Origin of the sequence: Actinomadura logoneensis, assembly GCF_003428695.1 — a bacterium.
GTDB lineage: Bacteria > Actinomycetota > Actinomycetes > Streptosporangiales > Streptosporangiaceae > Spirillospora > Spirillospora logoneensis.
Map to the genome: position 1 here is coordinate 1 of NZ_QURH01000292.1, position 13560 is coordinate 13560.

The 13560-nt window shown below is 74.3% G+C and carries 13 protein-coding genes; 10 read left to right on the plus strand and 3 right to left on the minus strand.

Annotation, left to right across the window (positions count from 1 at the left end; all coding sequences use genetic code 11):
• The 3 genes from DZF91_RS17635 to DZF91_RS17645 form a co-directional block, all read left to right on the plus strand.
• Window positions 1-923 (plus strand): SDR family NAD(P)-dependent oxidoreductase (locus DZF91_RS17635; RefSeq protein ID WP_117358553.1); only part of this gene is annotated, 923 nt, incomplete at its 5' end.
• Window positions 916-2445: a flavin-containing monooxygenase gene (locus DZF91_RS17640; RefSeq protein WP_117358554.1), complete on the plus strand. Its 1530-nt coding sequence runs from the start codon at window positions 916-918 to the stop codon at window positions 2443-2445. The genes DZF91_RS17635 and DZF91_RS17640, both read left to right, overlap by 8 nt.
• Before the next feature lie 14 nt (window positions 2446-2459).
• Window positions 2460-2732, plus strand: coding sequence for a hypothetical protein (locus tag DZF91_RS17645; protein WP_117358555.1), 273 nt, complete (start codon window positions 2460-2462; stop codon window positions 2730-2732).
• A gap of 116 nt (window positions 2733-2848) precedes the next feature.
• On the opposite strand, the gene DZF91_RS17650 is transcribed toward DZF91_RS17645, so the two are convergent.
• On the minus strand, window positions 2849-3508 hold the full coding sequence (locus DZF91_RS17650) for a DUF1707 SHOCT-like domain-containing protein (protein ID WP_235834372.1): 660 nt from the start codon (window positions 3506-3508) through the stop codon (window positions 2849-2851).
• A 230-nt stretch (window positions 3509-3738) separates the two neighbouring features.
• On the opposite strand from DZF91_RS17650, the gene DZF91_RS17655 reads away from it, so the two are divergent.
• From DZF91_RS17655 to DZF91_RS17680, 6 genes are all read left to right on the plus strand, one after another.
• On the plus strand, window positions 3739-5406 hold the full coding sequence (locus DZF91_RS17655; protein ID WP_117358556.1) for an acyl-CoA dehydrogenase family protein: 1668 nt from the start codon (window positions 3739-3741) through the stop codon (window positions 5404-5406).
• Between the two features lie 82 nt (window positions 5407-5488).
• A complete protein-coding gene (locus DZF91_RS17660; RefSeq protein ID WP_117358557.1) occupies window positions 5489-5914 on the plus strand; it encodes a hypothetical protein in 426 nt (141 codons plus the stop codon).
• Window positions 5915-6077: 163 nt separating this feature from the next.
• Window positions 6078-6641, plus strand: a complete 564-nt coding sequence (locus DZF91_RS17665) for a DUF4142 domain-containing protein (protein WP_117358558.1) — start codon at window positions 6078-6080, stop codon at window positions 6639-6641.
• Between the two features lie 41 nt (window positions 6642-6682).
• Window positions 6683-7732 carry an NAD-dependent epimerase/dehydratase family protein gene (locus DZF91_RS17670; RefSeq protein ID WP_117358559.1) on the plus strand — a complete coding sequence of 350 codons (1050 nt, stop codon included), beginning with the start codon at window positions 6683-6685 and terminating at the stop codon, window positions 7730-7732.
• A gap of 135 nt (window positions 7733-7867) precedes the next feature.
• Window positions 7868-8473, plus strand: a complete 606-nt coding sequence (locus tag DZF91_RS17675) for a DUF5709 domain-containing protein (RefSeq protein ID WP_117358560.1) — start codon at window positions 7868-7870, stop codon at window positions 8471-8473.
• A 228-nt stretch (window positions 8474-8701) separates the two neighbouring features.
• Window positions 8702-10153 (plus strand): sensor histidine kinase, encoded by a 1452-nt coding sequence (locus tag DZF91_RS17680; RefSeq protein WP_235834373.1) that lies wholly within the window; start codon window positions 8702-8704, stop codon window positions 10151-10153.
• Window positions 10154-10205: 52 nt separating this feature from the next.
• On the opposite strand, the gene DZF91_RS17685 is transcribed toward DZF91_RS17680, so the two are convergent.
• Both DZF91_RS17685 and DZF91_RS17690 read right to left on the minus strand, forming a co-directional pair.
• The gene (locus DZF91_RS17685) at window positions 10206-11141 is read right to left on the minus strand and encodes an aromatic prenyltransferase (protein WP_117358562.1); all 936 of its coding nucleotides are present in this window, start codon (window positions 11139-11141) and stop codon (window positions 10206-10208) included.
• 173 nt (window positions 11142-11314) lie between these two features.
• Window positions 11315-12205 (minus strand): NAD(P)-dependent oxidoreductase, encoded by an 891-nt coding sequence (locus tag DZF91_RS17690; protein ID WP_117358563.1) that lies wholly within the window; start codon window positions 12203-12205, stop codon window positions 11315-11317.
• Between the two features lie 96 nt (window positions 12206-12301).
• On the opposite strand from DZF91_RS17690, the gene DZF91_RS17695 reads away from it, so the two are divergent.
• On the plus strand, window positions 12302-13560 hold a 1259-nt coding region (locus tag DZF91_RS17695; protein WP_147341192.1), incomplete at its 3' end, for an AfsR/SARP family transcriptional regulator.

Here is a 13560-nt window from a genome sequence, read left to right on the forward strand (position 1 = left end):
GCCTGCTCGCCGAGCGCGGCGCGCGCGTGGCCGTCGGCGATCTGGACGCCGAGGCCGCCGGCCGCACCGCCGCCGAGCTCTCCGCCGCGCTCGGCCCGAACGCCGGGGACCTCGTCCTCGCCGGCCGGCTGGACGTCACCGACCGGGCCTCGTTCACGGCGTTCGTCGCGGCGGTCCGGGACGCGGCCGGACCGGTGGACGTGCTCGTCAACAACGCCGGGGTCATGCCCCTCGGCCCGTTCCTCGACGAACCCGACGAGGTCAGCGCGACCACGATGGACGTCAACGTCCGGGGCCTGGTCAACGGGATGCGGACCGTCCTGCCGGAGATGGTCGCGCGCGGACGCGGCCACGTCGTGAACGTCTGCTCGCTGGCCGGGAGGCTGCCGCTGCCGGGGATGGCGGTCTACAACGCCAGCAAGTACGCGGCGGTGGGGCTGACGGCGGCCGTCCGGGAGGAGATGGCGGCGCACGGGGTGAGCGTCAGCGCCGTCCTGCCGACGGCCGTCCGGACGGGCCTGACCGAGGGCGTCCGGCTCGGCGGCGGCCTGCCGACGGTCGACCCGGACCGGGTCGCCAAGGCGGTCGTGCGCAGCTGCGTCTCCCGCCGGGCCGAGTACCCGGTGCCCGGCTGGCTCGCGCTGCTCGGCCCGGCGCTCGCGGTCGCGCCCGAGCCCGCCGTCCGGGCGTTCCGGCGGCTGATGGACGGCGACCGCGCCTACCGGCAGACCTTCGGGACGCGCGGCGAGCACGACCGGCGCGTCGCGGAGCAGGCGGCCCGACGGCGCGACACCGCACCGCCGCGCGACACCGCACCGCCGCGCGACACCGCACCGCCGGGCGACACCGCACCGCCGGGCGACGCCGTGCCAGGGTGCGAAACCGAGCACACGGGACTGCGGCGGAAGGGGTCCGATGCCTGAGATCGTGATCGTCGGGGCCGGGTTCTCCGGGATGTGCGTGGGGATCCAGCTCCTGCGGCGCGGCATCCGCGACTTCGTCATCCTGGACGCGGCGGAGAGCGTCGGCGGGGTCTGGCGGCACAACACCTATCCGGGCGTGGCCGTGGACATCCCGTCCTCGACCTACTGCTACTCCTTCGAGCCGAACCCCGGCTGGTCGCGGGCGTTCGCGCCGGGCGAGGAGGTGCGGGCCTACGCGGAGCGCTGCGCGACCAAGTACGGCCTGCGCCCGCACCTGCGCCTGAACACCCGCGTCGAGAAGGCCGTCTTCGACGCGGACGCCCACCTGTGGCGCATCTCCACCGCCCGCGGCACGTCCGGCGGCACTTCCGGGGTTTCCGGCGGCGCTTCCGGTGAAGAGGGCGGGGAGTTGGAGGCGCGGTTCCTCGTCTGCGCCGTCGGCCCGCTCGACCAGCCCAAGGACCCCGACATCCCGGGCCTCGCGGACTTCGCCGGGAAGGTCGTCCACACGGCGCGCTGGGACCACGGCCACGACGTGCGCGGCGAGCGGGTCGCCGTGGTCGGGACGGGCGCGTCGGGCCTGCAGGTGATCCCGGAGCTCGCCGAGCGGGCCGCGCACCTGGACGTGTACCAGCGGACGCCGATCTGGGTCTTCCCGAAGGTGGACTTCGCGATCCCCCCGGCGGTGCGGCGGCTGTTCCGGGTGTTCCCGCCCGCGCAGCGGCTCGTCCGGCTGGTGACGACGGCGGTGTCCGAGGTCGTGATGGTGCTCGGGATCGTCCACTACAGCAAGGCGCCGTTCCTGGTGCGCGGGGCGGAGCTGCTGTGCCGGGCGCACCTGCGGCGGCAGGTGCCCGACCCGGCGCTGCGCCGCAGGCTCACCCCGCGCTACGGGTTCGGCTGCAAGCGGCCGTCGTTCTCCAACCGCTACTTTCCGGCCTTCACCAGGAAGGACGTCGAGCTGGTGACCGAGCCGATCGCGCGGGTCACCGCGTCCGGGATCGTCACCCGGGACGGGGTGGAGCGGCCCGCCGACACGCTCGTCCTGGCCACCGGGTTCAAGATCCTGGAGCCGGGCGCGACGCCGCCGTTCCCGGTCGTCGGGCTGGACGGCGTCGAGCTGGGCGGGCACTGGGACCGCGAGCGGTACCACGCCTACGAGGGCCTGTCGGTGCCGTTCGTGCCGAACTTCTGGATGATGAACGGCCCGTACACGGTGACCGGGGCGTCCTGGTTCTCCATCATCGAGGCGGGGACGACGCACATCGTCCGGGTCCTGGCGGAGGCGCGGCGGCGGGGGGCGCGGCGGGTCGCGGTGCGGCGCGGGCCGCACGACGCGTTCACCGCGGACATGCGGCGGCGGATGCGGGGAACGATCCTCGCCCAGCCGAGCTGCGCGCGCTCCAACTCCTACTACTTCGACAAGCGCGGCGAGGCGCCGTACATCCGTCCGCAGTCCGGCCTGCACGTCCAGCGCCGGGCCCGGACCTTCGACCTCGACGACTACGAGTTCACCCGATGAGAGGACGTCCCCCCATGGCCCTGATCCGCAAGGCGGGCATCGCACTGGCCGTCACCGGCGCCGCCCACTTCGCCGCGCCGCGGCTCTTCGAGCCGATCTCGCGGGCGGGCTTCCCGCACGACACCGAGCTGTGGATCAAGCGGAACGGCGCGACCGAGCTCGCGCTCGGCCTCGCGCTCGTCCCGCGGCGGACCCGCAGGGCCGGCCTGGTCGGCGTCGCCGCCTACTTCGGCTGGCTCGGCACGCGCGTCGCCCGGCACCGGCAGGAGGAACCCGAGAAGGGCTGAGCCGCCTTCCACGCGAAGAGGCGGCCCCGCACGCGAAGAGGCCGCCCCGCACGCGAAAGAGCCGGTCCCCCGGGCGGGGGCCGGCTCTTCGGTTCGGGCAGCGTCCTCCGGTCAGGTCACCACCAGGAGGACGGCTCCTCGTCGACGATCTGGATGTCGCCCAGATAGGCGTTGGCGCGGATCCGGACGACCGGCATCCGCTCGCCGGCCGGGACCTGCCGCGCCGACACCCGGCGGTCGCCGAGGACGGCGTGCCCGGTCAGCTCCACCACGGCCCCGGACGGGACGATCACGGTGACGTCCCCGAGCACCGCGTTCGCCACCAGGCTGACCGTGCCGGTCGGCACCTGGGCGGCGCGCAGGTCGACCCGGACGTCGCCGAGGACCGCGAGGATCTCCAGCTCGGCGTCGATGCGGCCGACGATCCGCTCGGTGACGTCGCCGAGGACGGCGCTGAACCGGCGGGTCTTCAGCAGCGGGGCCGGGGCGGCGCCCGGCGCGCCCATGCCGGGCAGGTCGGCGACGACCGCCTCCAGCGCGGCGCGGGTGACCGCGGCGTAGGCGGCCTCGGTGCGCTCGGCCAGCTCCGCGAACGTCAGGCGGCCCTCCACGGAGGCGACGCGGAGGTGCTCGACGACCGCCTCGCGCTCGGCGTCCGAGGCGCGGATCCCCTGCTCCCGGCCCGGCCGCGGCGCCTGCTCCCGGGGCTGGTCCGGGGGCTGCTCCGGCGGCGGGGCGGCGGAGGTCCGCGCCTGCTGCGGGGTGGGCTGGCTCATGCTTCCGACGTTATGCCCCCGCGACCGCCGAACAATCCACCGGGGGGACGAGATCAACCCCCTCCCGGGGAGGACGCGGAGCCCTCGTTCCGGGACCTTCGGCCCTCCGCGACCTCCTCCGGGGTCGTCCCGCGCCGCCCTGGCGCCCGCATCGGCACTACACCTTCCCTGCGCCTGATTCGATTCTGTAAGGTTGGGTCCACGCACCCCCCGTCCGTGAGGAGATCGCCGTGCCGACCCACGAGGTGTTCAACCAGGTCCCGCCGATGGTCGGGCACGACGTCGCGGACGATCCCGCGCTGCTCGACGGCCTGGCCCGCGAGGACGCCGCCTGGGCCCTGCCCGAGGTGCACGAGCTGGGCCTGCTGGCCGGGACCGGGCAGGCCCAGGAGTGGGGGCGCCTCGCGAACGAGAACCCGCCCGTCCTGCGCACCCACGACCGCTACGGGCACCGGATCGACGAGGTCGAGTTCCACCCGGCCTGGCACGAGCTGATGAGCGTCGCCGTCACCCACGGGCTGCACGGCGCGCCCTGGGCGGACGACCGTCCCGGCGCGCACGTCGCCCGCGCCGCCAAGTTCTACACGTGGCGGGTGGACGCCGGGCACGGCTGCCCGATCTCCATGACGTACGCGGCCGTCCCGGCGCTGCGCCAGTCGCCCGAGCTGGCCGACCGCTACGAACCGCTGCTCGCCAAGACCGAGTACGACTACGGTCTGCGCGCCCCGCTCACCAAGAACGCCCTGCTCGCGGGCATGTCGATGACCGAGAAGCAGGGCGGCTCGGACGTCCGCGCCAACACCACCCGCGCGACCCTCCAGCCGGACGGTACGTACACGCTCGTCGGGCACAAGTTCCAGCCGGACGGTACGTACACGCTCGTCGGGCACAAGTGGTTCACCAGCGCCCCGATGTGCGACCTGTTCCTCACCCTCGCGCAGACCGACGCGGGCGTGACCTGCTTCCTGGTCCCGCGCGTCCTGCCGGACGGCACCCTCAACCCGCTGCGCCTGATGCGGCTGAAGGACAAGCTGGGCAACAAGTCCAACGCGTCGTCCGAGGTCGAGTACGAGAACGCCGTCGCCTACCGGGTCGGCGAGGAGGGACGCGGCGTCCGGACCATCATCGAGATGGTCAACATGACCCGTCTGGACTGCGTCATCGGCGCCGCGTCCGGCATGCGCGCGGGCGTCACCATGGCCGCCCACCACGCCGCCCACCGCAGGACGTTCGGCAGGTACCTCGCCGAGCACGCGCTGATGCGCAACGTCCTGGCCGACCTGTCGCTGGAGTCGGAGGCCGCGACCGTCCTCATGACGCGGCTCGCCGGGGCGACCGACCGCTCCGTGCGGGGCGACGCGTCCGAGAGCGCCTTCAAGCGCCTCGCCCTCGCCGTCAGCAAGTACTGGGTCTGCAAGCGCTGGCCGTCCCACGCCGCCGAATCCCTCGAATGCCTCGGCGGCAACGGCTACGTCGAGGACTCCGGGATGCCCCGGCTGTTCCGCGAGAGCCCCCTGAACTCCATCTGGGAGGGCTCGGGCAACGTCGCCGCCCTGGACATCCTGCGCGCGATGGCCAAGGAGCCGGAGACCGTCGAGGCGTTCTTCACCGAGGTCGGGCTCGCCGCGGGCGCGGACGCCCGCCTCGACGACGCGGTCCGCCGGGCCAAGGACGCCCTCACCGACCTCGGCACCATCGAGCTGCGGGCCCGCCGCGTCGCCGAGCAGCTCGCCCTGGTGCTGCAGGGGTCGCTGCTCGTCCGGCACGGCCACCCCGCCGTCGCCGACGCCTTCTGCGCCACCCGCCTGTCCGGCGACTGGGGCGTCGCGTTCGGCACCCTCCCGCCCGGCCTCGACCTCACCCCGCTCATCGACCGCGCCACGCCCAAGATCCCCTGACGTCCGGCGGCAAGGCTCCGGCGAGTCGGGTCATTCCCTGCGGGGAATCGCATCGGTGTGGTCCGGTCAGCAGACTGCCGGTATGAGCAACCACGCTGGTCTGGCAGACCGCTACACGGCCCTCTGGAACGAGCCGGACGCCGGCCGCAGGAGTGAACTCGTCCGCGAGCTGTGGGCGGACGACGGGGTCCATGTCCTGGCGGACCCGCCCCAGGAGGTCCGGGAGGCGGCCGCCCGGCTGGCCTTCCCCGTGCCGCCGCTGGAGGTCCGGGGGCACCAGGCCCTGGACGCCCGGGTGACGCGCGCCTACGAGATGTTCATCGAACCCGGCGAGCACGTGTTCGAGGCCGCCGCCGAGCCCGTCACCCTGAGGGCCGACGTCGTCGCCGTCCGGTGGGCGATGGTGGAGACGGGGACGGGCAAGTCCGTCGGCGGCGGCCTGGACGTCCTCAGGCTGGACGGCGACGGACGGATCCGCACCGACCACCAGTTCATCGACGGGAGCTGACACACCGATCTCCGGTCCGCCGGACCCCGCCCCATCCCCCGCACGGCCGCCCGTCCACGACGGGCGGCCGTTCGCGCGTCCGGAGCCCGGGGTTTAGAACCTGCGTGCAGGTCAGATCCAGGGAGGGACGGTAGGCGACGCGACGAGTGAAGGAGATCGGATCATGTCCGTCACCCGGTGGCCGGCGGTGGTGGCCGCCGTCGTGATCATGACCGCGGGAACCTCCTGCGGGGCCTACGACGGGCCCGGCAAGCACGCCGCCGTGCACACGCCCATGACCACGCGTCCGCCCACCGACCGGCTCTCCGCGCAGGACAGGGCCTGGCTCGCCCAGGCCCACCAGGGCAACGTCGCCGAGATCGAGGCGGGGCAGCTCGCGCAGGACAAGAGCGGGAGCGCGCAGGTCCAGAACGAGGGCGCCACGCTGCTGAAGGACCACACCCAGCTGGACCAGCAGGTCGTCACCACGGCCGAGCGGCTCGGCGTCTCGCTGCCGACCACGCCCACGGCCGACCAGGCGGCACAGCAGCAGCAGCTCGGCGCCCTCACCGGATCGGAGTTCGACAACCAGTTCGTCTCGTCCATGATCACCGCGCACGAGCAGGCGATCGCCGCCACCCAGAACGAGGCGGCGCACGGGTCCGATCCCGCCGTCGTCGCGCTGGCGAAGCAGTCGGCGCCCGTGATGCAGCAGCACCTGACCATGCTGAAGCAGCAGCAGCACTAGCGACCGGGCCCCGGAGGGGCCGGACAGGAGATGGGGGACGCATGCGGATCGTCGTCATCGGCGCCACCGGGAACGTGGGGACCAGCACCGTCCAGGCGCTGAGCGCCACCCCGCAGGTCACGTCGATCGTCGGGGTCGCGCGGAGACGGCCGGAGTGGACCGCCGACAAGGTCGAGTGGGCCGAGGCGGACGTGGCGAAGTCCGACCTGGTGCCGATCCTGCGCGGCGCGGACGCGGTCGTCCACCTGGCGTGGCTGTTCCAGCCCACCCACGACCCGACGGTGACGTGGCGGGCCAACGTGCAGGGCAGCGCGCGGGTGCTGCGCGCGACGGCCGAGGCGGAGGTCCCCGCGCTGGTCTACTCCTCGTCCGTCGGCGCGTACTCGCCCGGCCCCAAGGACCGCGCGGTGGACGAGAGCTGGCCCACGCACGGCTGGCCCTCGGCGGCCTACGGACGCGAGAAGGCCTACGTCGAACGGCTGCTGGACGCGTTCGAGGCCGAGCACCCCGCGTGCCGGGTGGTCCGGCTGCGGCCCGGGTTCATCTTCAAGCGGGAGTCGTCGGTCGAGCAGCGGCGGCTGTTCGCCGGCCCGCTGGTGCCGGGCCGGCTGGCGCGGCCCGACCTGATCCCGTTCGTGCCCGACCTGCCCGGCCTGCGGTTCCAGGCGCTGCACTCGGCGGACGCCGGGGAGGCGTTCCGGCTGGCGGTCCTGCGGGACGTCCGCGGGGCGTTCAACCTGGCCGCCGACCCGGTCGTGGACGCCGACGTCCTCGCGGACCTGCTCGGCGCGCGGAAGGTCCGGCTGCCGCTGCGGGCCGTGCGGACCGCGCTCGCCGCGGCGTGGGCGCTCCGGCTCGTCCCCGCGTCGCCGCAGCTGCTGGACATGGCGCTGCGCATCCCGGTCATGGACACCGGACGGGCCCGGTCCGAACTGGGCTGGACGCCGGTGCACACGTCCCGGGATGCCCTCGCGGAGTTCCTCGAAGGGCTCCGCGGCGGCACCGGCATGGACACGCCGCCGCTGTCCCCCGGCACCGGCGGCCCGATGCGCTCCCACGAGGTCCGCACCGGGGTCGGCGGCAGGCCCTGACCCGCCGGAGCCCCGACCGGCCCGAGGCTCCGACGCCCCATGGCCGACGGCCGACGCCCCAGGGCCGACGCCCGAGGCCCCGAGCGGCCGGTCCCGGCGGCACATCACCAACGTTCGAACGAGAGGAGCGACCCCATGGCACGGCACGTACCCGAGCCCGACCCCCGCTCGCGCCTGGAGGACGAGGGCATCCCCGACCTCCAGAACGGGACGCCCGGGCAGCAGCGGGCGGTCGATCCGCAGGAGGCGTCGGTCCCGGCGGACCGTCCGCTGGCGCTGGACGAGTTCGGCACCACGGCCGAGGAGCAGCGCGAGGGCGAGACGGTGAAGCGCCGCCTGGAACGCGAGGAGCCCGAGGAGCAGCCGGAGTTCGGCGCCACCGGGCCGCGGCCGATGCCGGGCGCCGAGGACACCGGCGCGGACTTCGGCGCGGACGAGGAGGAGGGCGGGGCCGAAGGGGAGCGGGAGGGCGCGATCACCGACGAGGGCGGCCTCGGCCCCGGGTCGGACCTGGACACCGGCTTCGAGGCCGACGACGGCGCGGACGACACCGCCGCCGCGCAGCCCGAGGAGCCGTCCGGGCAGGTGTGGGAGGAGCCGCGTCCGGCGGGCAGGCTCGTCGCCCCCGACGAGGGCGCCCACCCGGTGGACGAGCCCGACGAGACCGCGACCGAGGTCGGCCCGGACACCGGCGGCTTCTCCGCCGAGGAGTCGGCGATGCGGGTCGATCCCGAGGAATGACCCCGGCCTGACCGCGGACTGACCGCGGAACGACCGCGCGGAACGCCCGCGGTCGGCCGCCGGGCGGCCGAGCCGGTGAGGTCCGGTCAACCGGGCTCAATGGTTCCGCAATATGGGCTGTGGGCGGCTCGAAGCACCGGCCCCCGGTCCACTAGACAGGGTCGGTCACCCCGTTCCGGCCCTCGCGCGCGACCGGCGCGGGACGATCCGGCACAGTGCGGAGGACGTGTGGACGAGGACGCCGACGGCGGCCGGCTGCGCCGGTGGTTCGCTCGGGTCTTCATCTCGGTGCGCGGGCGGGCCACCGTCATCACCGTCGTGATGACGGGGTCGGTGCTGGCGCTGTCCACGTTCCTGGCCGTGCACCTGCTGGAGTACGCGGCGGAGTCGACGGCCCGGCGGAACGCGTACGAGACGCTGCAGCGCGTCATCTACGACGCCACGCTCGGCCACACGGCGCAGGCGCTGACGCCGCGTCCCGGCGAGCCGGCGCTGATCCAGGTCGTCCAGCCGGACGGGCGCGTCACCGCCGCGTCCGCGGAGGTGCGCGGCCGTCCGCCGCTGAACCCGGCGCCGCTCCGCGCGCAGGACCTGCTGATCGGGCGGCGCGCGTGTCCGTCGTACCTGCCGTCCTGCGTCGAGCTGGTCGGGATGCGGATCGGCGGGGCCGGGTTCCCGAACACGCCGATCGTGTACGTCGCCGCCACGGTCCCGTCCTCCCAGACGGCGCCGGCCCTGTACCTGGAGGTCGGGCTGGCGGCGCTCGCCCTGCTGCTGCTGATGTCCTGGTGGACGTGGCAGACGATCGGCGGCGCGTTGCAGCCGGTCGAGCGCATCCGGCGGCAGCTCTCGGAGATCACCGGCGCCGGGTTGAGCGGGCTCAGCCGGCGCGTGCCCGAGCCGCACACCGGCGGCGAGATCCAGCGGCTGGCCGTCGCCGTCAACGCGGCGCTGGAGCAGTTGGAGAAGGCCAGCAACCGGGAGCGCCGGTTCGTCTCCGAGGCGTCGCACGACCTGCGCAACCCGATCGCGGGCCTGCTCACCCGCCTGGAGGTCGCGCTGGACGAGCCGGACGACCTCGACTGGAGACCCGTCGTGCACGGCGCGCTGCGCGACGCGAACCGGCTCAACGACATCGTCGTGGACCTGCTGGAACTCGCCCGGCTGGACTCCCCCGCGCCCGGCGCCCGGGTGCCGGTCGAGCTCGCCGGCGTGGTGCGCCGCGAGGTGGAGGGGCGGCCGTGGCGGGTGCCGATCGAGACCCGCCTGACGGACGGCCTGTTCGTGCTGGGCTCGCCGATCCGGCTCAGCCGCGTCCTGGGCAACCTGCTCAGCAACGCGGAACGGCACGCCGAGACGGTCATCGAGGTGCTGGTGCGGCGGGACGGCGACGAGGCCGTCGTGGAGGTCCGCGACGACGGCGCGGGCATCCCGCCGGAGGCGCGCGAGCGGGTCTTCGAGCGGTTCGCGCGCCTCGCCGAGTCGCGCCGCCGGGACCCTTCGGGCACCGGCCTCGGCCTCCCCATCGCGCGCGAGATCGCGCGGCTGTACGGCGGCGACCTGGAGGTCGCCGACAGTCCGGGCGGTGCCCGCCTGGTCATGCGCCTCCCCCTCACCGACCCCCCGCCGGATCCGCCGCCCACCCCCCGGCGGGGCGGACGCGAACCGGACGCGATCTGACCTTCCCCCCGGACCACCGCCCTGTTTCCGGGCCAGCGCCCGGGGGGGAAGGTCAACGCCGTTCGGGCGCGGGGGCCATCGGGCTGTTCCAGGTCCTCATGAGCTCGACGAGGCGTCCGCAGTAGCTGTGCTCGGCCTTGGTGTAGTTCCGGCCCTCGGGGCCGAACGACCAGGCGACGGCGTTCATCTCCTCGTCGTCGCGGGACGGCGAGGCGCGGAAGAACGCGGTCAGGCGGTCGCCGAGGGCCGGGAACCGGCCCTGCGGGAGGCGGAGGGCGTAGAAACCGACGCGCTGGATTTCACCGTCGGAAAGGCCCATGGTGACGTTCAGGGTGTAGCCGTCGGCCGGGGTGAACTCCCGCATGTCCGCGAACAGGGACGGCGTGGGCGGATTTCCACCGGTCAGGGAAATGATGCGGTCGGTCTCGTCCAGGGTGATTCTGCGGGACGTCCGGAAGTAGAGGTTCGCGCTGTGGCCCTGGTAGTCGACCGCCACGTGGCGCACGGACGTCAGTCCGAGCGACCGGAAACGGCTCTCGTGGCGGCGGAAGGCGTCCGGGACGTCCGGCGCGCCGAGCACTTCTTCGACCGGGCGCAGTCCGCCCAGGTAAACCCACGTCTTCGCGATTCCGCGGCCGGCGTCGAAATCGACGAGCTCGGTGGACGCGTCGCCGTAGAGGGCGCTCCAGGACGAGATCAGGCTGATCAGAGGGTGGTCCGCGGACAGCAGGCCGGCGCGGACGGCCGTGCCGACGGTGTCGGTGCGGCGCCGTTCGTAGAAGCGGTAGTTGAGCGGCGCGCCCGGCCGGTCGGTGGTCCGCCAGAGCACCGCGCCGTTCCGGAACTCGCTCGGATAGGCGTCGAGAACGGCACGGACCGCCGATTCGGAGTAGGGCGCACCGATGGCGTCGGCCGTCGTCCTGGCGTCAATGAGGAACTGTTCGGGAGAGAAGGCTAACGAGGCGGCCATGACTGCTCCGATCGGCATGGGTCATCGGTCGAGCCGCCCGCGCGCGCGCCACGGTCCGCGGGCCGTCATGTGAACCAGTTTCGCAAATCGTCCCACGCCTGTAAATCCGTCACTGACAACGAGTTGACACCACTGCGAAACACGGGCCGCCCGGCTTCTTCTGCAACTCCGGGCGGCCCGTGCGCGGCGGGTCAGGCCGGGCGTCGGGCGGTCCTGGCGCGGATCACCTCGTACAGGGCGCCGATGCCCTCGTCGTGGTGGCCCTCGGCGACGGCGCGGTCGAAGAGGGCCTTGAGGGTTCCGGGCATGGACGCGTCCACCCCGGCGGCGCGGGCGGCCTGGGCGACGTGGCCGACGCTGACCGCCTCCATGTGGACGGTGTCGGCCACGCCCGGGTAGACGCCGTCGGCCATGTGCTCGGACGAGATCTTCACGAACCCCATCGGGCCGTCCTCGCCGATGCTGCGGATGATGGCCGCGGCGGCCCCCGCGTAGTCGCGCGGCGAGACCCCCGCGCTCGCGACCAGGGCCGTGGCCTGCATGAACGCGCCCATCGTCGCGGCGAACAGGTAGAACCCGGCGAGGTAGTAGAGCATCGCCAGGCCCGGATCCGCGCCGACGTAGGTGGTCGCGCTGATGGCGGAGAGGGTCCCGCGGTGCCGTTCGAGCAGCTCCTCCGGCCCCGCGACGTAGGTCTCGGCGGCGGGCGTCCCGATGCCGGGCACCGGCACCATGATGCCGCCCGGGAGCAGCCGCGCGCCGTGCGCCTCGGCCCACTTCGCGGCCTCGCGCACCTCGTCCGGGCTGCCGGAGCTGAGGTTGACCAGGACGCGTCCCTCCAGTGCGTGCTCGGCGCCCTTCAGCGAGTCGTACATGGCCTGGTAGTGGGTCTGGCTGAGCACGACCAGCTCGTTGGCGGCCAGGGCGTCGGCGGCGCTCGGCGCGAGGGTCGCGCCCTTGGCGGCGAGGGGTTCGGCCCGGGCCGCCGTCCGGTTCCAGACCGTGACGTCGTGTCCCTTCTCGAGGAAGACCTCGGCCATGCGCGTGCCCATGGAACCGAGTCCGATGACGGTCACCGACATGTGTCACTCCTTGGTTTCTTGAGGTGGTCCCAGCCTCGGACGGAGCGCTACGGATTCGCTTCGGGGGCACTACGGGTTCGTCCGTAGGGTGGTGCCATGCGTTTCGGGGTGCTCGGGCCGCTCGCGGTGTGGACGGACGGCGGCGAGACCGTCCGGGTGCCCGAGGCCAAGGTGCGGATGCTGCTCGCGGTCCTGCTGGCCGCCGAGGGCGGTGTCGTCTCGTCCGGCCGCCTGGTGGAGGCGCTGTGGGGCGATCGTCCGCCGCGCAACCCGCAGGGGACGCTGCAGGCGCGCGTGTCCCAGCTCCGCAGGGTCCTGGAGGACGCCGAGCCGGGTGGCCGCGCGCTCGTCCGTTCGCAACCGCCCGGGTACGTCCTGGCGACGGACGCCGTGGACTCCACGGACGTCGGGCGGTTCACCGGCCTGGTCGCGCGCGCACGAGCCGAGCAGGACGCGCGTGCCCGAGTGGAACTGTTCGACGACGCCCTCGCGCTGTGGCGCGGCGAGGCGTTCGCCGAGTTCGACGGCGGGAGCTTGCTGCAGGCGGCGGCGACGCGCTGGGAGGAGGCCCGGCTCGCGGCGGTCGAGGAGCAGGCGGAGGCGCGCCTGGAGATCGGGGAGCTCCCGGTGCTGGGCGAGCTCGTCGCCCGGTATCCGCTGCGGGAGCGGCTGCGGGCGGCGCACCTGCGCGCGCTGTACCGCGCCGGGCGGCAGGCCGAGGCGCTGGCCGACTACGAGGCGCTGCGACGGCTGCTCGCCGAGGAGCTGGGTGTCGACCCGAGCCCCGAGCTGGCCCGCCTGCACCGCGCGATCCTGCACCAGTCCACGGCCCTGAACCCGGCCACGCAAGCGACAGCAACCACGCCAGGCACGGCAACGGCCTCGTCAAGCGCAGTGGCGGGGGTGGGGATCACCCTGCCCGCCGTCCTCGGCGAGCTGGTCGGGCGGGGGCGGGACGTCGCCGCGACGCTGGCGGCGCTGCGCGGCGACCGGCTCGTGACGCTCACCGGGCCGGGCGGGGTCGGCAAGACGCGGCTGGCGCTGGAGGTCGCGGCGCGGTCGGCGCGCGCGTACCCGGACGGGACGTGGCTGGTGGAGCTGGCCGGGGAGCGTCCGCGCGACGCCGCCGAGCTCGCCGACCTGGTCGCGGGCGTCCTCGGGCACCGGGACGGGACCGGTGCGCCCTCGCCCGTCGAGCGGCTGCTGGGCGCGCTGCGTCCGCGCCGGGCGCTGCTGCTGCTCGACAACTGCGAGCACGTCGTGGAGGCGGTCGCCGACCTGGCCGCGCGGCTGCTCGCGGCGGCGCCGGGGCTGACCGTCCTCGCGACGTCGCGGGAGCCGCTGGGGGTCGCGGG